This is a genomic window from Streptomyces bambusae (genome assembly GCF_020532645.1).
GTDB lineage: Bacteria > Actinomycetota > Actinomycetes > Streptomycetales > Streptomycetaceae > Streptomyces > Streptomyces bambusae.
On record NZ_JAJAUZ010000001.1, the window covers coordinates 116,563 to 128,906 of the forward strand.

At 71.4% G+C, this 12,344-nt stretch carries 13 protein-coding genes, 1 tRNA gene and 1 pseudogene; 10 read left to right on the forward strand and 5 right to left on the reverse strand.

The genetic code is table 11. The annotated features are described in order from the left end of the window. Positions 1 to 117: 117 nt before the first annotated feature. The gene (locus LG634_RS00530; RefSeq protein ID WP_226731522.1) at positions 118 to 1,368 is read left to right on the forward strand and encodes a hypothetical protein; all 1,251 of its coding nucleotides are present in this window, start codon (positions 118 to 120) and stop codon (positions 1,366 to 1,368) included. Here LG634_RS00530 and LG634_RS00535 read toward each other — a convergent pair. Together LG634_RS00535 and LG634_RS00540 are read right to left on the reverse strand one after the other, a co-directional pair. Continuing rightward, positions 1,355 to 2,707, reverse strand: coding sequence for a serine/threonine-protein kinase (locus LG634_RS00535; RefSeq protein WP_226731523.1), 1,353 nt, complete (start codon positions 2,705 to 2,707; stop codon positions 1,355 to 1,357). The two genes, LG634_RS00530 and LG634_RS00535, sit on opposite strands and share 14 nt — an antisense overlap. 27 nt (positions 2,708 to 2,734) lie before the next feature. After that, on the reverse strand, positions 2,735 to 3,283 hold the full coding sequence (locus LG634_RS00540; RefSeq protein ID WP_226731524.1) for a helix-turn-helix domain-containing protein: 549 nt from the start codon (positions 3,281 to 3,283) through the stop codon (positions 2,735 to 2,737). A 157-nt stretch (positions 3,284 to 3,440) separates the two neighbouring features. Between LG634_RS00540 and LG634_RS00545 the strand changes: the two genes are divergently transcribed. Continuing rightward, positions 3,441 to 3,513, forward strand: a tRNA-Ala gene (locus LG634_RS00545). Between the two features lie 66 nt (positions 3,514 to 3,579). Here LG634_RS00545 and LG634_RS00550 read toward each other — a convergent pair. Then, positions 3,580 to 4,293: a DUF5324 family protein gene (locus LG634_RS00550; protein ID WP_226731525.1), complete on the reverse strand. Its 714-nt coding sequence runs from the start codon at positions 4,291 to 4,293 to the stop codon at positions 3,580 to 3,582. A gap of 163 nt (positions 4,294 to 4,456) precedes the next feature. Between LG634_RS00550 and LG634_RS00555 the strand changes: the two genes are divergently transcribed. Both LG634_RS00555 and LG634_RS00560 read left to right on the forward strand, forming a co-directional pair. Continuing rightward, entirely contained in the window at positions 4,457 to 4,984 is a 528-nt protein-coding gene (locus LG634_RS00555; RefSeq protein WP_308072176.1) for a peptidylprolyl isomerase, read from the forward strand. A gap of 14 nt (positions 4,985 to 4,998) precedes the next feature. Then, the gene (locus LG634_RS00560; RefSeq protein ID WP_226731527.1) at positions 4,999 to 5,862 is read left to right on the forward strand and encodes a rhomboid family intramembrane serine protease; all 864 of its coding nucleotides are present in this window, start codon (positions 4,999 to 5,001) and stop codon (positions 5,860 to 5,862) included. A 190-nt stretch (positions 5,863 to 6,052) separates the two neighbouring features. Here the strand turns inward: LG634_RS00560 and crgA are convergent, their stop codons facing one another. After that, positions 6,053 to 6,310 carry a cell division protein CrgA gene (gene crgA, locus LG634_RS00565; protein ID WP_226731528.1) on the reverse strand — a complete coding sequence of 86 codons (258 nt, stop codon included), beginning with the start codon at positions 6,308 to 6,310 and terminating at the stop codon, positions 6,053 to 6,055. Positions 6,311 to 6,402: 92 nt separating this feature from the next. Between crgA and LG634_RS00570 the strand changes: the two genes are divergently transcribed. From LG634_RS00570 to LG634_RS00595, 6 genes and pseudogenes are all read left to right on the forward strand, one after another. After that, a complete protein-coding gene (locus tag LG634_RS00570) occupies positions 6,403 to 7,158 on the forward strand; it encodes a DUF881 domain-containing protein (protein ID WP_226731529.1) in 756 nt (251 codons plus the stop codon). Continuing rightward, a complete protein-coding gene (locus LG634_RS00575) occupies positions 7,130 to 7,852 on the forward strand; it encodes a class E sortase (protein ID WP_226731530.1) in 723 nt (240 codons plus the stop codon). The genes LG634_RS00570 and LG634_RS00575 overlap by 29 nt, the downstream gene beginning before the upstream one ends. Before the next feature lie 32 nt (positions 7,853 to 7,884). Continuing rightward, the gene (locus LG634_RS00580) at positions 7,885 to 8,061 is read left to right on the forward strand and encodes a hypothetical protein (protein ID WP_226731531.1); all 177 of its coding nucleotides are present in this window, start codon (positions 7,885 to 7,887) and stop codon (positions 8,059 to 8,061) included. After that, positions 8,058 to 8,696 carry an aminodeoxychorismate/anthranilate synthase component II gene (locus LG634_RS00585; RefSeq protein ID WP_226731532.1) on the forward strand — a complete coding sequence of 213 codons (639 nt, stop codon included), beginning with the start codon at positions 8,058 to 8,060 and terminating at the stop codon, positions 8,694 to 8,696. Before LG634_RS00580 ends, LG634_RS00585 begins: the two co-directional genes overlap by 4 nt. Before the next feature lie 14 nt (positions 8,697 to 8,710). Then, positions 8,711 to 9,469 (forward strand): annotated as a pseudogene (locus tag LG634_RS00590) (class E sortase); the annotation flags it as partial. Positions 9,470 to 9,490: 21 nt separating this feature from the next. After that, positions 9,491 to 10,195: a class E sortase gene (locus LG634_RS00595; RefSeq protein ID WP_226731533.1), complete on the forward strand. Its 705-nt coding sequence runs from the start codon at positions 9,491 to 9,493 to the stop codon at positions 10,193 to 10,195. 71 nt (positions 10,196 to 10,266) lie between these two features. Here LG634_RS00595 and pknB read toward each other — a convergent pair whose 3' ends face one another. Beyond that, positions 10,267 to 12,297 carry a Stk1 family PASTA domain-containing Ser/Thr kinase gene (gene pknB / locus LG634_RS00600; protein WP_226731534.1) on the reverse strand — a complete coding sequence of 677 codons (2,031 nt, stop codon included), beginning with the start codon at positions 12,295 to 12,297 and terminating at the stop codon, positions 10,267 to 10,269. Positions 12,298 to 12,344 lie beyond the last annotated feature (47 nt).

Genomic DNA, 12,344 nt, shown 5'->3' on the forward strand with positions numbered 1-12,344 from the left:
GTGCTGTTCTGGGGCAATAAGTTCTGGTTTGCAAAGTTTTGAGTTGCGCTGGCAAATTCGGGGTGGGGCGTGATGGTTCGGATCCGTGCGGCGGCGGTCGTGACAGGCGCGGGACTCGTGCTGGGAACCGTGACTCCGGGGGCCGTGGCCGCCGACGGACCCGCCTACGTGACCGCGCCGGGCTCCCGGGCCGTCAGCGGGGCCGCCAGCACCGCCACCGCGCCCCTGCTGGAGCCCGGCAGCCACGAGGACGCCGTGGCGCCCGGTGAGCGCTTCTACCAGGTCACGCTGGACGCCCGGTCGAGCGTCTACGTCTCGGCGGTGGTCCGGCCCGCGCCCGGCGCCGAAGTGGCGTACGGGGACGGCATCGACGTGGTGCTGATGACCGCCGGCGGCGAGGAGTGCGGCAGTTCGGACCGTGGCACCTTCGGCTCGGACCACGCCCGGCCGATCACCGACGTGGCCGTACGCCGCCTCCAGGAGGACGCGGACTGCCAACAGGCGGGCCCCTACTACGTGAAGCTCGTCCGGACCTCCGACAAGGACTCCGACCAGGCGCCGTGGCCCGTGGAACTGACGGTCATGCGGGAACCGGGCCTCGGCACCGGCAGCGCCCCGCCGTCCGCCGCCCCCAGTACCTGGCCCTCCGCCGAACCGGTGCGCCCGCCCGGCGTCGGCGAGGTCCGCGCGGGCGGCACCGGGTTCAACGACGCCCGGGCGCTGGAGACAGGGGTCTGGCGGGACGGGATGCACCCGGGGCAGACCCGCTTCTACCGGATCCCCGTCGAGTGGGGGCGCCAGCTGAGCGTCAGCGCCGAGCTGGCCAAGGCGCCGCGGATGACCAAGGAGTACGGCTCCGCCGGCCGGGGGCTGTCCGTCAGCCTGTACAACCCGGCCCGTGCGCTCATGGACACCGAGACCGCCTCGTACGACGGCAAGCAGGCGATGGCGGCCTTCGGCAAGACGCCCCCGGTCGCGTACGACAACCGCTTCTCGAACGACGACTGGATGGAGCCGGCCGCGGTCGCGGGCTGGTACTACCTCGCCGTGACCGTGGACCGCGAGGTCGGCGACTTCGTCGCGGACGCCGAGGAGCTGCCGCTGACCCTGCGGGTGAAGACCGAAGGGCAGCCGGCCGCAGAGCCCCCGTACCGGGAGGACGCCGTCGCCGCGGGCTTCGGGGTCTCGGCGGAAGACCGCAGTGCCGCGCGCGACGGGCTGACCGCAGTGGAGGCGCAGGACGCCGCCGATCGGCGCTCGCTCATGGGAACGGTGGCCGCCGGCGGCATCGGCACCGGCACCGTCCTCCTGCTCGGACTGGGCGCGTGGACGCTGCTGGCGCGGCGCGGGCGGGTCAGGACTGGCTGAGGGCCCAGAAGCCGACGGCGAGGCATACCAGGGCCAGCAGCAGCACCGGGACGGTCACCTTCGCAGGGGGGCCGGGACGGGCCGTCGCCGGCTCCTGAGGGGCCACGGGGCCCGACGGAGGCGCGGGGGCCGTCCAGGGCTCGGGACGCTGCTGAGGGGCCGTGTACGGGCGGGTGGGCTCCGGCGGCGCCAGGTGGAAGCTGCCGGTCTCCGACACGGAGGGCTGCGGCGGCGCGGCTACGGGCGCCGGTGGCGTTGTTTCACGTGAAACAGGGCCGAACGCGGTCCGGGTGGGCTCGCCGGGCGTGTACAGCGTGGGCGGGCCGTCCGGGGGCGGGGTGGCCGGGTGTCCGGGCCCGTACGTCGGGGGCGTCCCGGGGACCGGACCGGCTGCCTGGCCCGGCACCGGGAAGGACGCCGCCGTGGGATCGCCGGGCAGCGGGGCGCCGGCAGCAGGTGACTGCGGGCCTTCGGGGGCGAACCCGGCGGGCAGCGGGCCCAGTTGGTCGAAGACCTCGACCGGCTCCTCGTCCGCGGCGGGCGGCGGCAGCAGCTGTACGGCGTCCGCGAGCGCCTTGCGCGCTCCCGTGGCCGTACGGAACCGCTGGGCCGGGTCGGGCTGCAGGAGGCTCGCTATGACCTGCCAGAGCGGCTCCGGGACGCCCTGGGGGGCCGCCGGGGTGCCCTGCGTCAGGAACAGGTCCACCAGCGCCTGGGAGTCGGGCTTCCGGCCCTCCAGCAGGTAGAGGGCCACCAGGCCGGTCGCATACAGGTCGGCCGGGAAGTCCGGCTCCGCACCCATGAGTTGCTCGGGCGCGAAATAGCCCGGCGTGCCCACCACGTAGTTGGTCTCGGTGAGCCGCGGCTCACCCTTGCGCATCGAGATGCCGAAGTCGGACAGCCGCAGGTGCGGCCGCCCGGTTCCGGTGGCCTCCATCAGGATGTTGGCCGGCTTGATGTCCCGGTGCACCACACCCTCGGCGTGCACCGCTGCCAGCCCGGACAGCAGCTGGTCCAGCAGCGCGCACACGAACCGGGGCGGCAGCGGCCCGTAATCGCCGATGACATGGGCGAGGGAGCCGCCGCTCACCAGGTCCATGGTGAACAGCACCTTGTCGTCGTCCGCCGCCCAGCTGGCCGGAGCCAGCACATGGGGGTGGTCGATGCGCAGGGCCTGTTCACGCACGAACCTCAACAGGGCGTGGGCGTCGCTCTGCTGGAGGACTTTTGCGGCGACGTACCGCCGGCGACGGTGATCCCAGGCCCGCCAGACGGCCCCGACACCACCCCGCCCGATCGGATCGATGAGCTCGTACCGACCGGCGAAGACCTCTCCCATTGCGTTGCGCCCGCTCCCCGTCCGGTATCAGCCCTGGTGCGCCTCGTAATGCGACACCGCGTCGGCGGTGCGCCCGGCGCCGTACACCCGGAGGAACTCTGCCAGTTCCGGGTGGGTCGGTGCGAGCGTGTCCGCCGCATCGATGATGTCCCCCGCCGCCGCGACCGAGCGGAGCAGCGACTGGATCTCGCGGACCACGCGCTTCACGGTGGGCGCACCGGAACTCGTCGTGGTCTGGCCGGTGTTGCTGAGCACCGAACCGCCCTGCGTCTTCTTGATCTCGTCCATGCGGTCCGTGGCCTCCGCCGCGCTGACACTGCCGTCCGCGACCTGGCTCGCCAGCTCCTGGAGGGCCTGGACGCGCTGGACGACCGCCGGATTGCCGATCTTGGCCCGCTGCCCGCTCATGAGTTGGGACAGCATGGGGGCCGACAGGCCGAGCACGGCAGCGAGACGGGCCTGGTTCAAGCCGAGGTCATCTATGAGCCGGCGGAAGAGCGCGCCGAGGGGCTCCCCGTACCAACTGCGCTGAAGCTCTCTGGCTCTCGCCGTGGCCTCTTGCTGCACTGCGTCCACTACTACTCCCCTTCGCTGGTGCGAACCTCGCGAGCATCTTACGGAGAGTGGTCGCGGACCGGGAGCCCCTATCATTTTGCGGTATCCGGGGGGTAACCCGGTACTCTGGTCGCGGACGTGGCCCTGCGGTGATCCGCAACGGCCGCCTTCACTGCACGGGGCCTTAGCTCAGTTGGTAGAGCGCTGTCTTTGCATGGCAGATGTCAGGGGTTCGACTCCCCTAGGCTCCACATGTAAACACCCCCTCTGACCTGCGGAAACGCGGTCAGAGGGGGTGTTTGTGCGTTGCGGGGCGGTCAGGCGCCGTCGTCCTTGCGGCGGGCCGCCTCGGCGTCGGCTTCCGCAGCCGCGTCGTCCAGTGAGCGGTCCTGGCCCGAGCCGTCCACGGCACTCAGCGGACCCCGGTCCGCCACCTCCGTCGCCGCCGGCGGCTCCACCAGCCAGTCCGGATTGGACTGCTGGTCCCACCACTTCCACGCCGCGAAGGCACCTGCCGCGAGCAGTCCGGTCAGTGCCACGCCCTTCAGCAGCCGGTGGTTGCGCGCCTGCCGCTCGTGCTTGCGGACCAGGCGCCGGACCTCCTCCGCGGACACCTGGCCGCGCAGTGCCGCCAGCGCCGCCGACGACCGCGACGCGGCCTCCTCGGCCACCGGCCGCCCCACGGCCACGGCGTGCTCGAGCCGCGGCTGCGCGTAGTCGGCCGCGTGCCGGCAGGCCCGCCGGGTGCCGCGCACCATCCGCACCGCCGTCTCGTCGACCTGCGGCGGCAGGGCACCCCGTGCCTGCACCAGCCGCGGCGCCACGTGCGCCCCGTACTGGACGCGCGCCTGCCGGGCCGCCTCGTGGGCCGCCACCGACATCTTCGGCGCCAGCCGCTCGTTCGCCTCGTGCGCGTAGTGCAGTGCGGCGTCCCGGGCGGTCCCGGCGTACGGAGCCACCGCTTCCGCCGCCTGCCGGACGCTCTCCTTGGCCGTGCCTGCCGCGGCAAGCAGGCCTTCCGTGCGGGTCACGTGATCACTCCTCTTCGGTGGTGGACACAGTTCACCTTTCCACCCATTGCAGGATCATGCCCCTTATAACGCCCCACGGCATGCGCGGACGTGCATCTGGGTGTCCGTGGTTCCTCCATGCGAGGATCGAGAGACGTCAGATGGACTTATGGAAGGCAGATTCGTGGCCGAGAAGCTGTACGCCACCCTCAGGACCAACCACGGCGACATCGAGATCGAACTACTGCCGAACCACGCACCGAAGACGGTCAGGAACTTCGTCGAACTCGCCACCGGCGAGCGCGAATGGACCAACCCCGAGACCGGTGAGAAGACCAAGGACCCGCTCTACGACGGCACCGTCTTCCACCGGGTCATCAGCGGGTTCATGATCCAGGGCGGCGACCCCCTCGGGAACGGCACCGGCGGCCCGGGCTACCAGTTCGCCGACGAGTTCCACCCCGACCTCGCCTTCACCAAGCCCTACCTGCTCGCCATGGCCAACGCCGGCCCCGGCACCAACGGATCGCAGTTCTTCATCACCGTCGCCCCCACCGCCTGGCTGACCCGCCGTCACACGATCTTCGGCGAGGTCACCGACAAGGCGAGCCAGGCCGTCGTCAACGCCATCGCCGGCACCTCCACCAACCCGCGGACCGAACGCCCCCTGGAGGACGTCGTCCTCCGGTCGGTCGTCATCGAGAAGCGCTGACCCGGGCGGGGGCCATGGACACCGAGCGACTGCCCGCCTGCTACCGCCATCCCGACCGCGAGACCGGCATCCGCTGCACCCGCTGCGACCGGCCGATCTGCCCCGACTGCATGATCGACGCCTCCGTCGGCTTCCAGTGCCCCGAGTGCGTCCGCACCGGCTCCGGCACCGGCCACCCGCCGGACGCCACCCAGCCGCGCACGGTCGCCGGTGGCACCCTCGCCGCCGACCCCGCCCTGGTCACCAAGCTGCTCATCGCGGCGAACCTGGCCGTCTTCCTCGGCGCGCTCGTCTACAAGGACCCGTTCGTCGACGCCCTCGGGCTCGCCGGCCGCTACTTCGACCCGGCCACCCTCACCCTGGAGGGCGTCGCCGAGGGCCAGTGGTACCGGCTGCTGACGTCGATGTTCCTCCACCAGGAGATCGTCCACATCGGCTTCAACATGGTCAGCCTCTGGTTCCTGGGCCCGCCGCTCGAAGCCGCGCTCGGCCGCTCCCGCTACCTGGCGCTGTACCTCGGCTCCGGGCTCGCCGGCAGCGCCCTCGTGTACTGGATGACCGCCCCCCAGCAGCTCACCCTGGGCGCCTCCGGGGCGATCTTCGGGCTGTTCGGCGCGACGGCCGTGTTCATGCGCCGGATGCGGTACGACATGCGGCCGGTGCTCGCCCTGCTGGCGATCAACCTGGTGCTGACCTTCGGCTGGGGCGGCATCTCCTGGCAGGCCCACATCGGGGGTCTGATCGGCGGTGCGCTCATCGGCTTCGGGATGGTGCACGCGCCGCGGGAGCGGCGGGGGCTGTGGCAGTGGGGGAGCTGTGTCCTCGTGCTCGCCGCGGTCGTGGTGATCGTGCTCTTGAGGACGGCCGCGCTCACCTGAGCGGAGAGTTGTCCACAGACCGTGCTGGATCTTGTGCACGGGGTGGAGCGGGTCCCGGGATGCACAAGGACCCAGGTCGGCGGCCGGTATCAATCACACCGGCGTCAACCTGGGTCCAAGTTATCCACAGATCTTCTGTCTTTTCCTCAGCTGTGGATAACGCTGTGGATAAGACTGCGGAGAGCTTGACTTACTTCCACTGGGTGGATACGCCGAAGCCCGCGGCGATGAAGCCGAAGCCGACCACGATGTTCCAGTTGCCCAGCGACTCGATGGGCAGGCGCGTGTCGGTGACGTAGAACATCACGATCCACGCCAGACCGATCAGGAACATCGCGAGCATCACCGGCGCGACCCAGCTGCGGTTCGTCAGCTTGATCGCCTGGGCCTGGCGGGCGCCCGGCGGCGGCGTGTAGTCGGTCTTCTTGCGGATCCGTGACTTCGGCACGAGGGTCTCTCCTGTCGATGCGCTGGGGACTCTTCCTCCCCCGGGCGTCCGTTAGCGTAGTGGTTCTTGCGGCGTTGAAGGAGAAGGGTACGTTGAGCAATTCCGAGCACTCCCACCGGAGGCCGGTCCGGCTCCTGACCCTCGCCGTCTTCGCGCTCGCGGGACTCATCTTCGTCACGAGCTTCAACACTTCCAAGGGTACGAACATCCGTACCGACGATTCGCTCCTGAAACTGTCCGATCTGATCCACGAGCGAAGCCAGAAGAACGCCGCCCTGGAGGACAGCACGAGCGCGGTCCGCCGCGAGGTCGACGCCCTCGCGGAACGTGACGACGGCAGCACCCGGGCCGAGGACGCCCGGCTGAAAGCACTCCAGAAGGCCGCCGGCACCGAGCCCGTCAGCGGCCGGGCCCTCACCGTCACCCTCGACGACGCCCCGCCGGACGCCAAGGCCCGGATCCCCAACGTGCCCGAGCCCCAGCCCAACGACCTCGTCATCCACCAGCAGGACCTGCAGGCCGTCGTGAACGCGCTGTGGCAGGGCGGGGCCCGCGGGATCCGCGTCATGGACCAGCGCCTGATCTCCACCAGCGCGGTCCGCTGCGTGGGCAACACGCTGATCCTCCAGGGGCGGGTCTACTCGCCGCCCTACAAGGTGACGGCGGTCGGCGACCCGGGCACCCTCCAGCGGGCCCTGGCGGCCTCCCCGGCGCTCCAGAACTACCAGGCGTACGTGAACGCGTACGGGCTCGGCTGGAAAGTCGACGAGCACGGGGCGCTGACTCTGCCGGGCTACTCCGGCACAGTGGACCTCCACTATGCGAAGCCCGTGGAGAGCCGGTCCTGAACGGTCCCGCCCGCGCCCGGAGGCGGTGCTGCGGCTGGCCGTGCGCACGTTCAGCGAGCTGTGCCTGACGGTCGGCACGGTGATCCTCCTGTTCGTCGCCTACGTGCTGTGGTGGACGGGCGTGACGGCGGACCGGGCGATGGACGCGGAGCTGGCCGGGCTGCACGAGCGGTGGGAGCGGACGGCCCCCGCTCCCCCGGCGCCGCAGGCGGGAGCCCCGCCCCAGGCGGTCCGGCATCCGGCCGGGCGGGCGTTCGCCGAGATGTTCGTCCCCCGGTTCGGGGCGGGCTGGCGCAAGCCGGTGCTGGAAGGCACGGACCCGGACACCCTCAAGCGGGGGCTGGGGCACTACCGCGGGACGGCGGCGCCCGGCGGGACCGGGAACTTCGCCGTGGCCGGGCACCGGCGGACCCACGGCGACCCGTTCAAGGACTTCCCGCGGCTGCGGCCCGGCGACCAGGTGATCCTGAAGGACCCGGCGGGCACCTACACGTACACCGTGCGGACCGGCCCGGTGCGGACGCTGCCGACGGACGTGGCGGTGCTGGACCCGGTGCCCGTGAAGTCCGGGTTCACCGGGCCGGGGCGCTATCTGACGCTCACCACGTGCGACCCGGAGTGGGGCCACAGCCACCGTCTCATCGTGTGGGCGGAACTTGCCGAGACCCGGCCCGCCCGGCAGGCCAGCCCGTAGTCTGTTGCTCGATACGGAACGGAAGGGACGGCATGTACGGCTGGATCTGGCGGCATCTGCCGGGCAACGCGTGGGTACGCGCGCTGATCTCCCTCGTACTGGTCCTGGCGGTGGTCTTCGTGCTGTTCCAGTACGTGTTCCCGTGGGCCGAGCCGCTGCTTCCGTTCAACGATGTGACCGTCGACGAAGGATCGGGAGCCACCCGGTGAGCGCGCGCATTCTGGTCGTGGACAACTACGACAGCTTTGTTTTCAACCTGGTCCAGTACCTGTACCAGCTCGGCGCCGAGTGCGAGGTGCTGCGCAACGACGAGGTCGCGCTCGCCCACGCCCAGGACGGCTTCGACGGGGTGCTGCTGTCGCCCGGGCCCGGTACGCCGGAAGAGGCCGGGGTCTGCGTGGACATGGTCCGGCACTGCGCCGGCACGGGCGTGCCGGTCTTCGGCGTCTGCCTGGGCATGCAGTCCATGACGGTGGCGTACGGCGGTGTCGTCGGCCGTGCCCCGGAGCTGCTGCACGGCAAGACCTCGCCGGTGCTGCACGAAGGCCTGGGCGTGTTCGAGGGACTGCCGTCGCCGTTCACCGCGACCCGGTACCACTCACTGGCCGCCGAGCCGCAGACGCTGCCGGACGTGCTGGAGGTGACCGCGCGGACCGAGGACGGGATCATCATGGGCCTGCGGCACCGGGAGCACGACGTGGAGGGCGTGCAGTTCCACCCCGAGTCGGTGCTGACCGAATGGGGCCACCGGATGCTCGCGAACTGGCTGGTGCGCTGCGGTGACGCCGGGGCCGTGGCACGGTCGGCGGGCCTGGCGCCGGTGGTGGGCAAGGCCGTCGCGTGACGGCGCTCGCGCCGCCCGCTCCCACCGGGGGACGGGCCGCGCGGCGCCGGGCGGCCCAGGAGGCCGCCAGACGGGCGCGCAGGCGGGCTCGCGGGGGTCCCCTGGTCGTGGCCGGCCGTGCCGTCGGAGAGCTCTTCATCACGGTGGGCGTGCTGATGCTGCTCTTCGTCACCTACCAGCTCTGGTACACCAACGTGCTGGCCGAGCGGACGGCCGACGGCGCGGTGGGCAGCCTCCGGGAGGACTGGGCGGCCGGCGCGGGCGGGGCCGCGGCTCCGAAGGCGTTCGAGCCCGGTCAGGGCTTCGCCATCCTGTACATCCCGAAGCTGGACGTGAAGGTGCCGGTCGCCGAGGGCGTCAGCAAGACGAAGGTGCTGGACCGGGGGCTGGTCGGGCACTACGCGGAGGGCGCCCTGAAGACGGCGATGCCCGGCGACCGCACGGGGAACTTCGCGGTGGCCGGCCACCGGAACACGCACGGAGAGCCGTTCCGGTTCATCAACCGGCTGCAGCCCGGCGATCCGGTGGTCGTGGAGACGCGCGAGGCCTACTACACGTACGAGATGACCTCGATCCTGCCGCAGACCCCGCCGGCGAACGTCGGGGTGCTGCGGCCGGTGCCGGAGGGCTCCGGCTTCACCGGGCCGGGCCGGTACCTGACGCTGACCACGTGCACCCCCGAGTTCACCAGCACCTACCGGATGGTGGTGTGGGGCAGGATGGTCGACGAGAGGCCGCGCAGCAAGGGCGTGCCGGCCGCGCTGGCCGGATAGCAGTCAGAGGACGGTGGGCAGGTGGCGGGCACGCGCAGGCGGAGTCGGAACCGGGTCGCGGCGGTGCTGAGTTTCACCGGCGAACTGCTGATCACGGCGGGGCTGGTGCTGGGCCTGTTCGTCGTCTACTCGCTGTGGTGGACGAACGTGCTGGCGGACCGCGAGGCCTCCGCGCGCGGCAACGCGGTGCGCGAGACGTGGCGCACGGCACCCGCCGCGGCCGGCCCGGGGGCGCTCGACACCCGGGACGGCATCGGGTTCCTGCACGTCCCGGCGATGGGCGGCGGCGAGGTCCTGGTCAAGAAGGGCACCTCGTCGGACGTCCTCAACGACGGCGTGGCGGGCTACTACACGGAGCCGGTGAAGTCGGCCCTGCCGTGGGACCGTTCGGGGAACTTCACGCTGGCCGCGCACCGGGACGGACACGGGGCGAAGTTCCACAACATCCACAAGGTGCGCACGGGCGACGCGGTGGTCTTCGAAACCCGCGACACCTGGTACGTCTACAAGGTCTACGCCCAGCTGAGCCAGACCTCGAAGTACAACACCGAGGTCCTGGCGCCGGTCCCCCGCCAGTCGGGCCGCACCGTCCCCGGCCGCTACATCACCCTCACCACGTGCACCCCGGTCTACACGTCGAAGTACCGGTACATCGTGTGGGGCGAGCTGGTCCGCACGGAGAAGGTGAACGCCGACCGGACGCCGCCGCCGGAACTGCGGGGCTGACGCGCCCCCGGACGACGGAAGGCCGGGCGCCCCCGAGGGAGCGCCCGGCCTTCCGGTCCGTGCGGGGCGGGTCAGTTGCCGCGGAGGCCGCCGAAGAGGCCGCCGCCCTGCTGGCCGCCCTGCTGCCCGCCCTGGTTGCCGCCGCCGTTGGTGGTGGTCACGTTGACCACCGTGCCGGCGTCGACCGGGGTGCCCGCGCCGGGGTCGGTGGTCAGGACGATGGCGTTGTCGTCCTGCGACCCCGAGGTGACCGAGCCGAAGCTCAGGTTGTTCTGCTGGAGGATCTGCTTGGCCTCGGCGACCGTCTTGCCGAACAGCATCGGGACCTGGACCTTCGCGGCCGCCTTCGCGATCTTCACGTTGACGGTGGAGTCCTTGGCGACCTCGACGTTCGGCGCGAGGCTCTGCTCCACCACCGTGCCGGCGGTGGCGCTGGACTCGATCTCGGTGACACTGCCGAGCTTGAGGCCCTCGTCCTCCAGGGCCTTCCGGGCGTCGTCCACGGTCTTGCCGGCGAGGTCCGGAACGGTGGACTTCGCGGCCTCCTTGGCGACCCACAGGGTGACCGTGGAGCCCTTCTCGACCGAGGAGCTGCCGCCGGGGGTCTGCTTGAGGACGGTGCCGGGGGTCCGGTCGGACTCCTCGTTCTTCCGCTCGACGACGAAGCCCTTGTCCTTGAGGGTCTTCTCGGCCTCGTCGAAGGAGACGTTGATGACGTCGGGTACGAGGACCTTCGGCGCGCCCGTGGAGACGGTCACGTTGATCGTGTCGCCCTTGGAGACCTCTTCGCCGGCGGCCGGGTCCTGCGAGCAGACGCTGCCCTTGGGCTGGTCCTCGCAGGGCTCCTTCTTCGCCTCGACGACGTTCACGCCGGCGTTCTTGCCGTTCTTGACGGCCTGGTCGAAGGGGGTGCCGACGAAGTTGGGGGCGGCGAGGGTGTCTCCGCCGGTCTTGTTGGTCAGCGCCTGGCCGATGAGGATCGCGCCGACCAGCACGAGGAGGCCGGCGGCGACGAGCAGGATCGTGGAGGCCCGGCTCTTCTTCTGGCCGCGGCGGCCGCCGCGGCCGCCGTCGTCGTAGCCGTGCGGCGGGTAGCCGCCGTCGCCGCCCGGCGGCATCGGCGGCATCATCGAGGTCTGGCCGGGGTCGGCGGTGCGCAGCGCGGTGGTCGGCTGGTCGTAGCCCGGGTGGCCGTGGTTCTGGTCGGGGTAGCCGTAGCCGCCGTAGCCGGGCGCGCCCATGGTGGCGGTCGCGGCGACGGGCTGGCCGTCGAGGCAGGCCTCGATGTCGGCGCGCATCTCGTCGGCCGACTGGTAGCGGTAGTCGGGGTCCTTGACCAGGGCCTTGAGGACGATGGCGTCCATCTCGGGCGTGATCTCGGGGTCGAAGTTGCTCGGCGGCTGGGGTTCCTCGCGCACGTGCTGGTACGCGACGGCGACGGGGGAGTCGCCGACGAACGGGGGCCGGACGGTGAGCAGCTCGTAGAGCAGGCAGCCGGTGGAGTACAGGTCGGAACGGGCGTCGACCTGCTCGCCCTTCGCCTGCTCGGGGGAGAGGTACTGGGCGGTGCCGATGACGGCGGCCGTCTGCGTCATGGTCATGCCGGAGTCGCCCATGGCGCGGGCGATGCCGAAGTCCATGACCTTGACCTGACCGGTGCGGGTCAGCATCACGTTGGCCGGCTTGATGTCACGGTGGACGATGCCCGCGCGGTGCGAGTACTCCAGGGCCTGGAGGATGCCGGTGGTCATCTCCAGGGTGCGCTCGGGCAGCAGACGGCGGCCGGAGTGCAGGAGCTCCCGCAGCGTGGACCCGTCGACGTACTCCATCACGATGTACGGGATGGAGATGTTGTCGACGTAGTCCTCGCCGGTGTCGTAGACCGCGACGATCGCCGGATGGTTCAGCGAGGCGGCCGACTGGGCTTCGCGGCGGAACCGGGCCTGGAAGGACGGGTCGCGGGCGAGGTCCGCCCGGAGCGTCTTCACGGCGACGGTGCGGCCGAGCCGGGTGTCGTGCGCGAGATAGACCTCGGCCATGCCACCACGGCCGAGCACCGAGCCCAGCTCGTACCGGCCGCCGAGGCGACGCGGCTCTTCCATAACTTCCAGCCCTCTCCGTCAGTCCCGACCGCACCCGTGTGTGGTCC

Coding starts and splice junctions, on each gene's coding strand:
- LG634_RS00535 (WP_226731523.1), bottom strand. CDS start 2,707: ATGGGAGAGGTCTTCGCCGGTCGGTACGAGCTCATCGATCCGATCGGG.
- LG634_RS00560 (WP_226731527.1), top strand. CDS start 4,999: ATGGACACCGAGCGACTGCCCGCCTGCTACCGCCATCCCGACCGCGAG.
- LG634_RS00575 (WP_226731530.1), top strand. CDS start 7,130: ATGCGAAGCCCGTGGAGAGCCGGTCCTGAACGGTCCCGCCCGCGCCCG.
- LG634_RS00580 (WP_226731531.1), top strand. CDS start 7,885: ATGTACGGCTGGATCTGGCGGCATCTGCCGGGCAACGCGTGGGTACGC.
- pknB (WP_226731534.1), bottom strand. CDS start 12,297: ATGGAAGAGCCGCGTCGCCTCGGCGGCCGGTACGAGCTGGGCTCGGTG.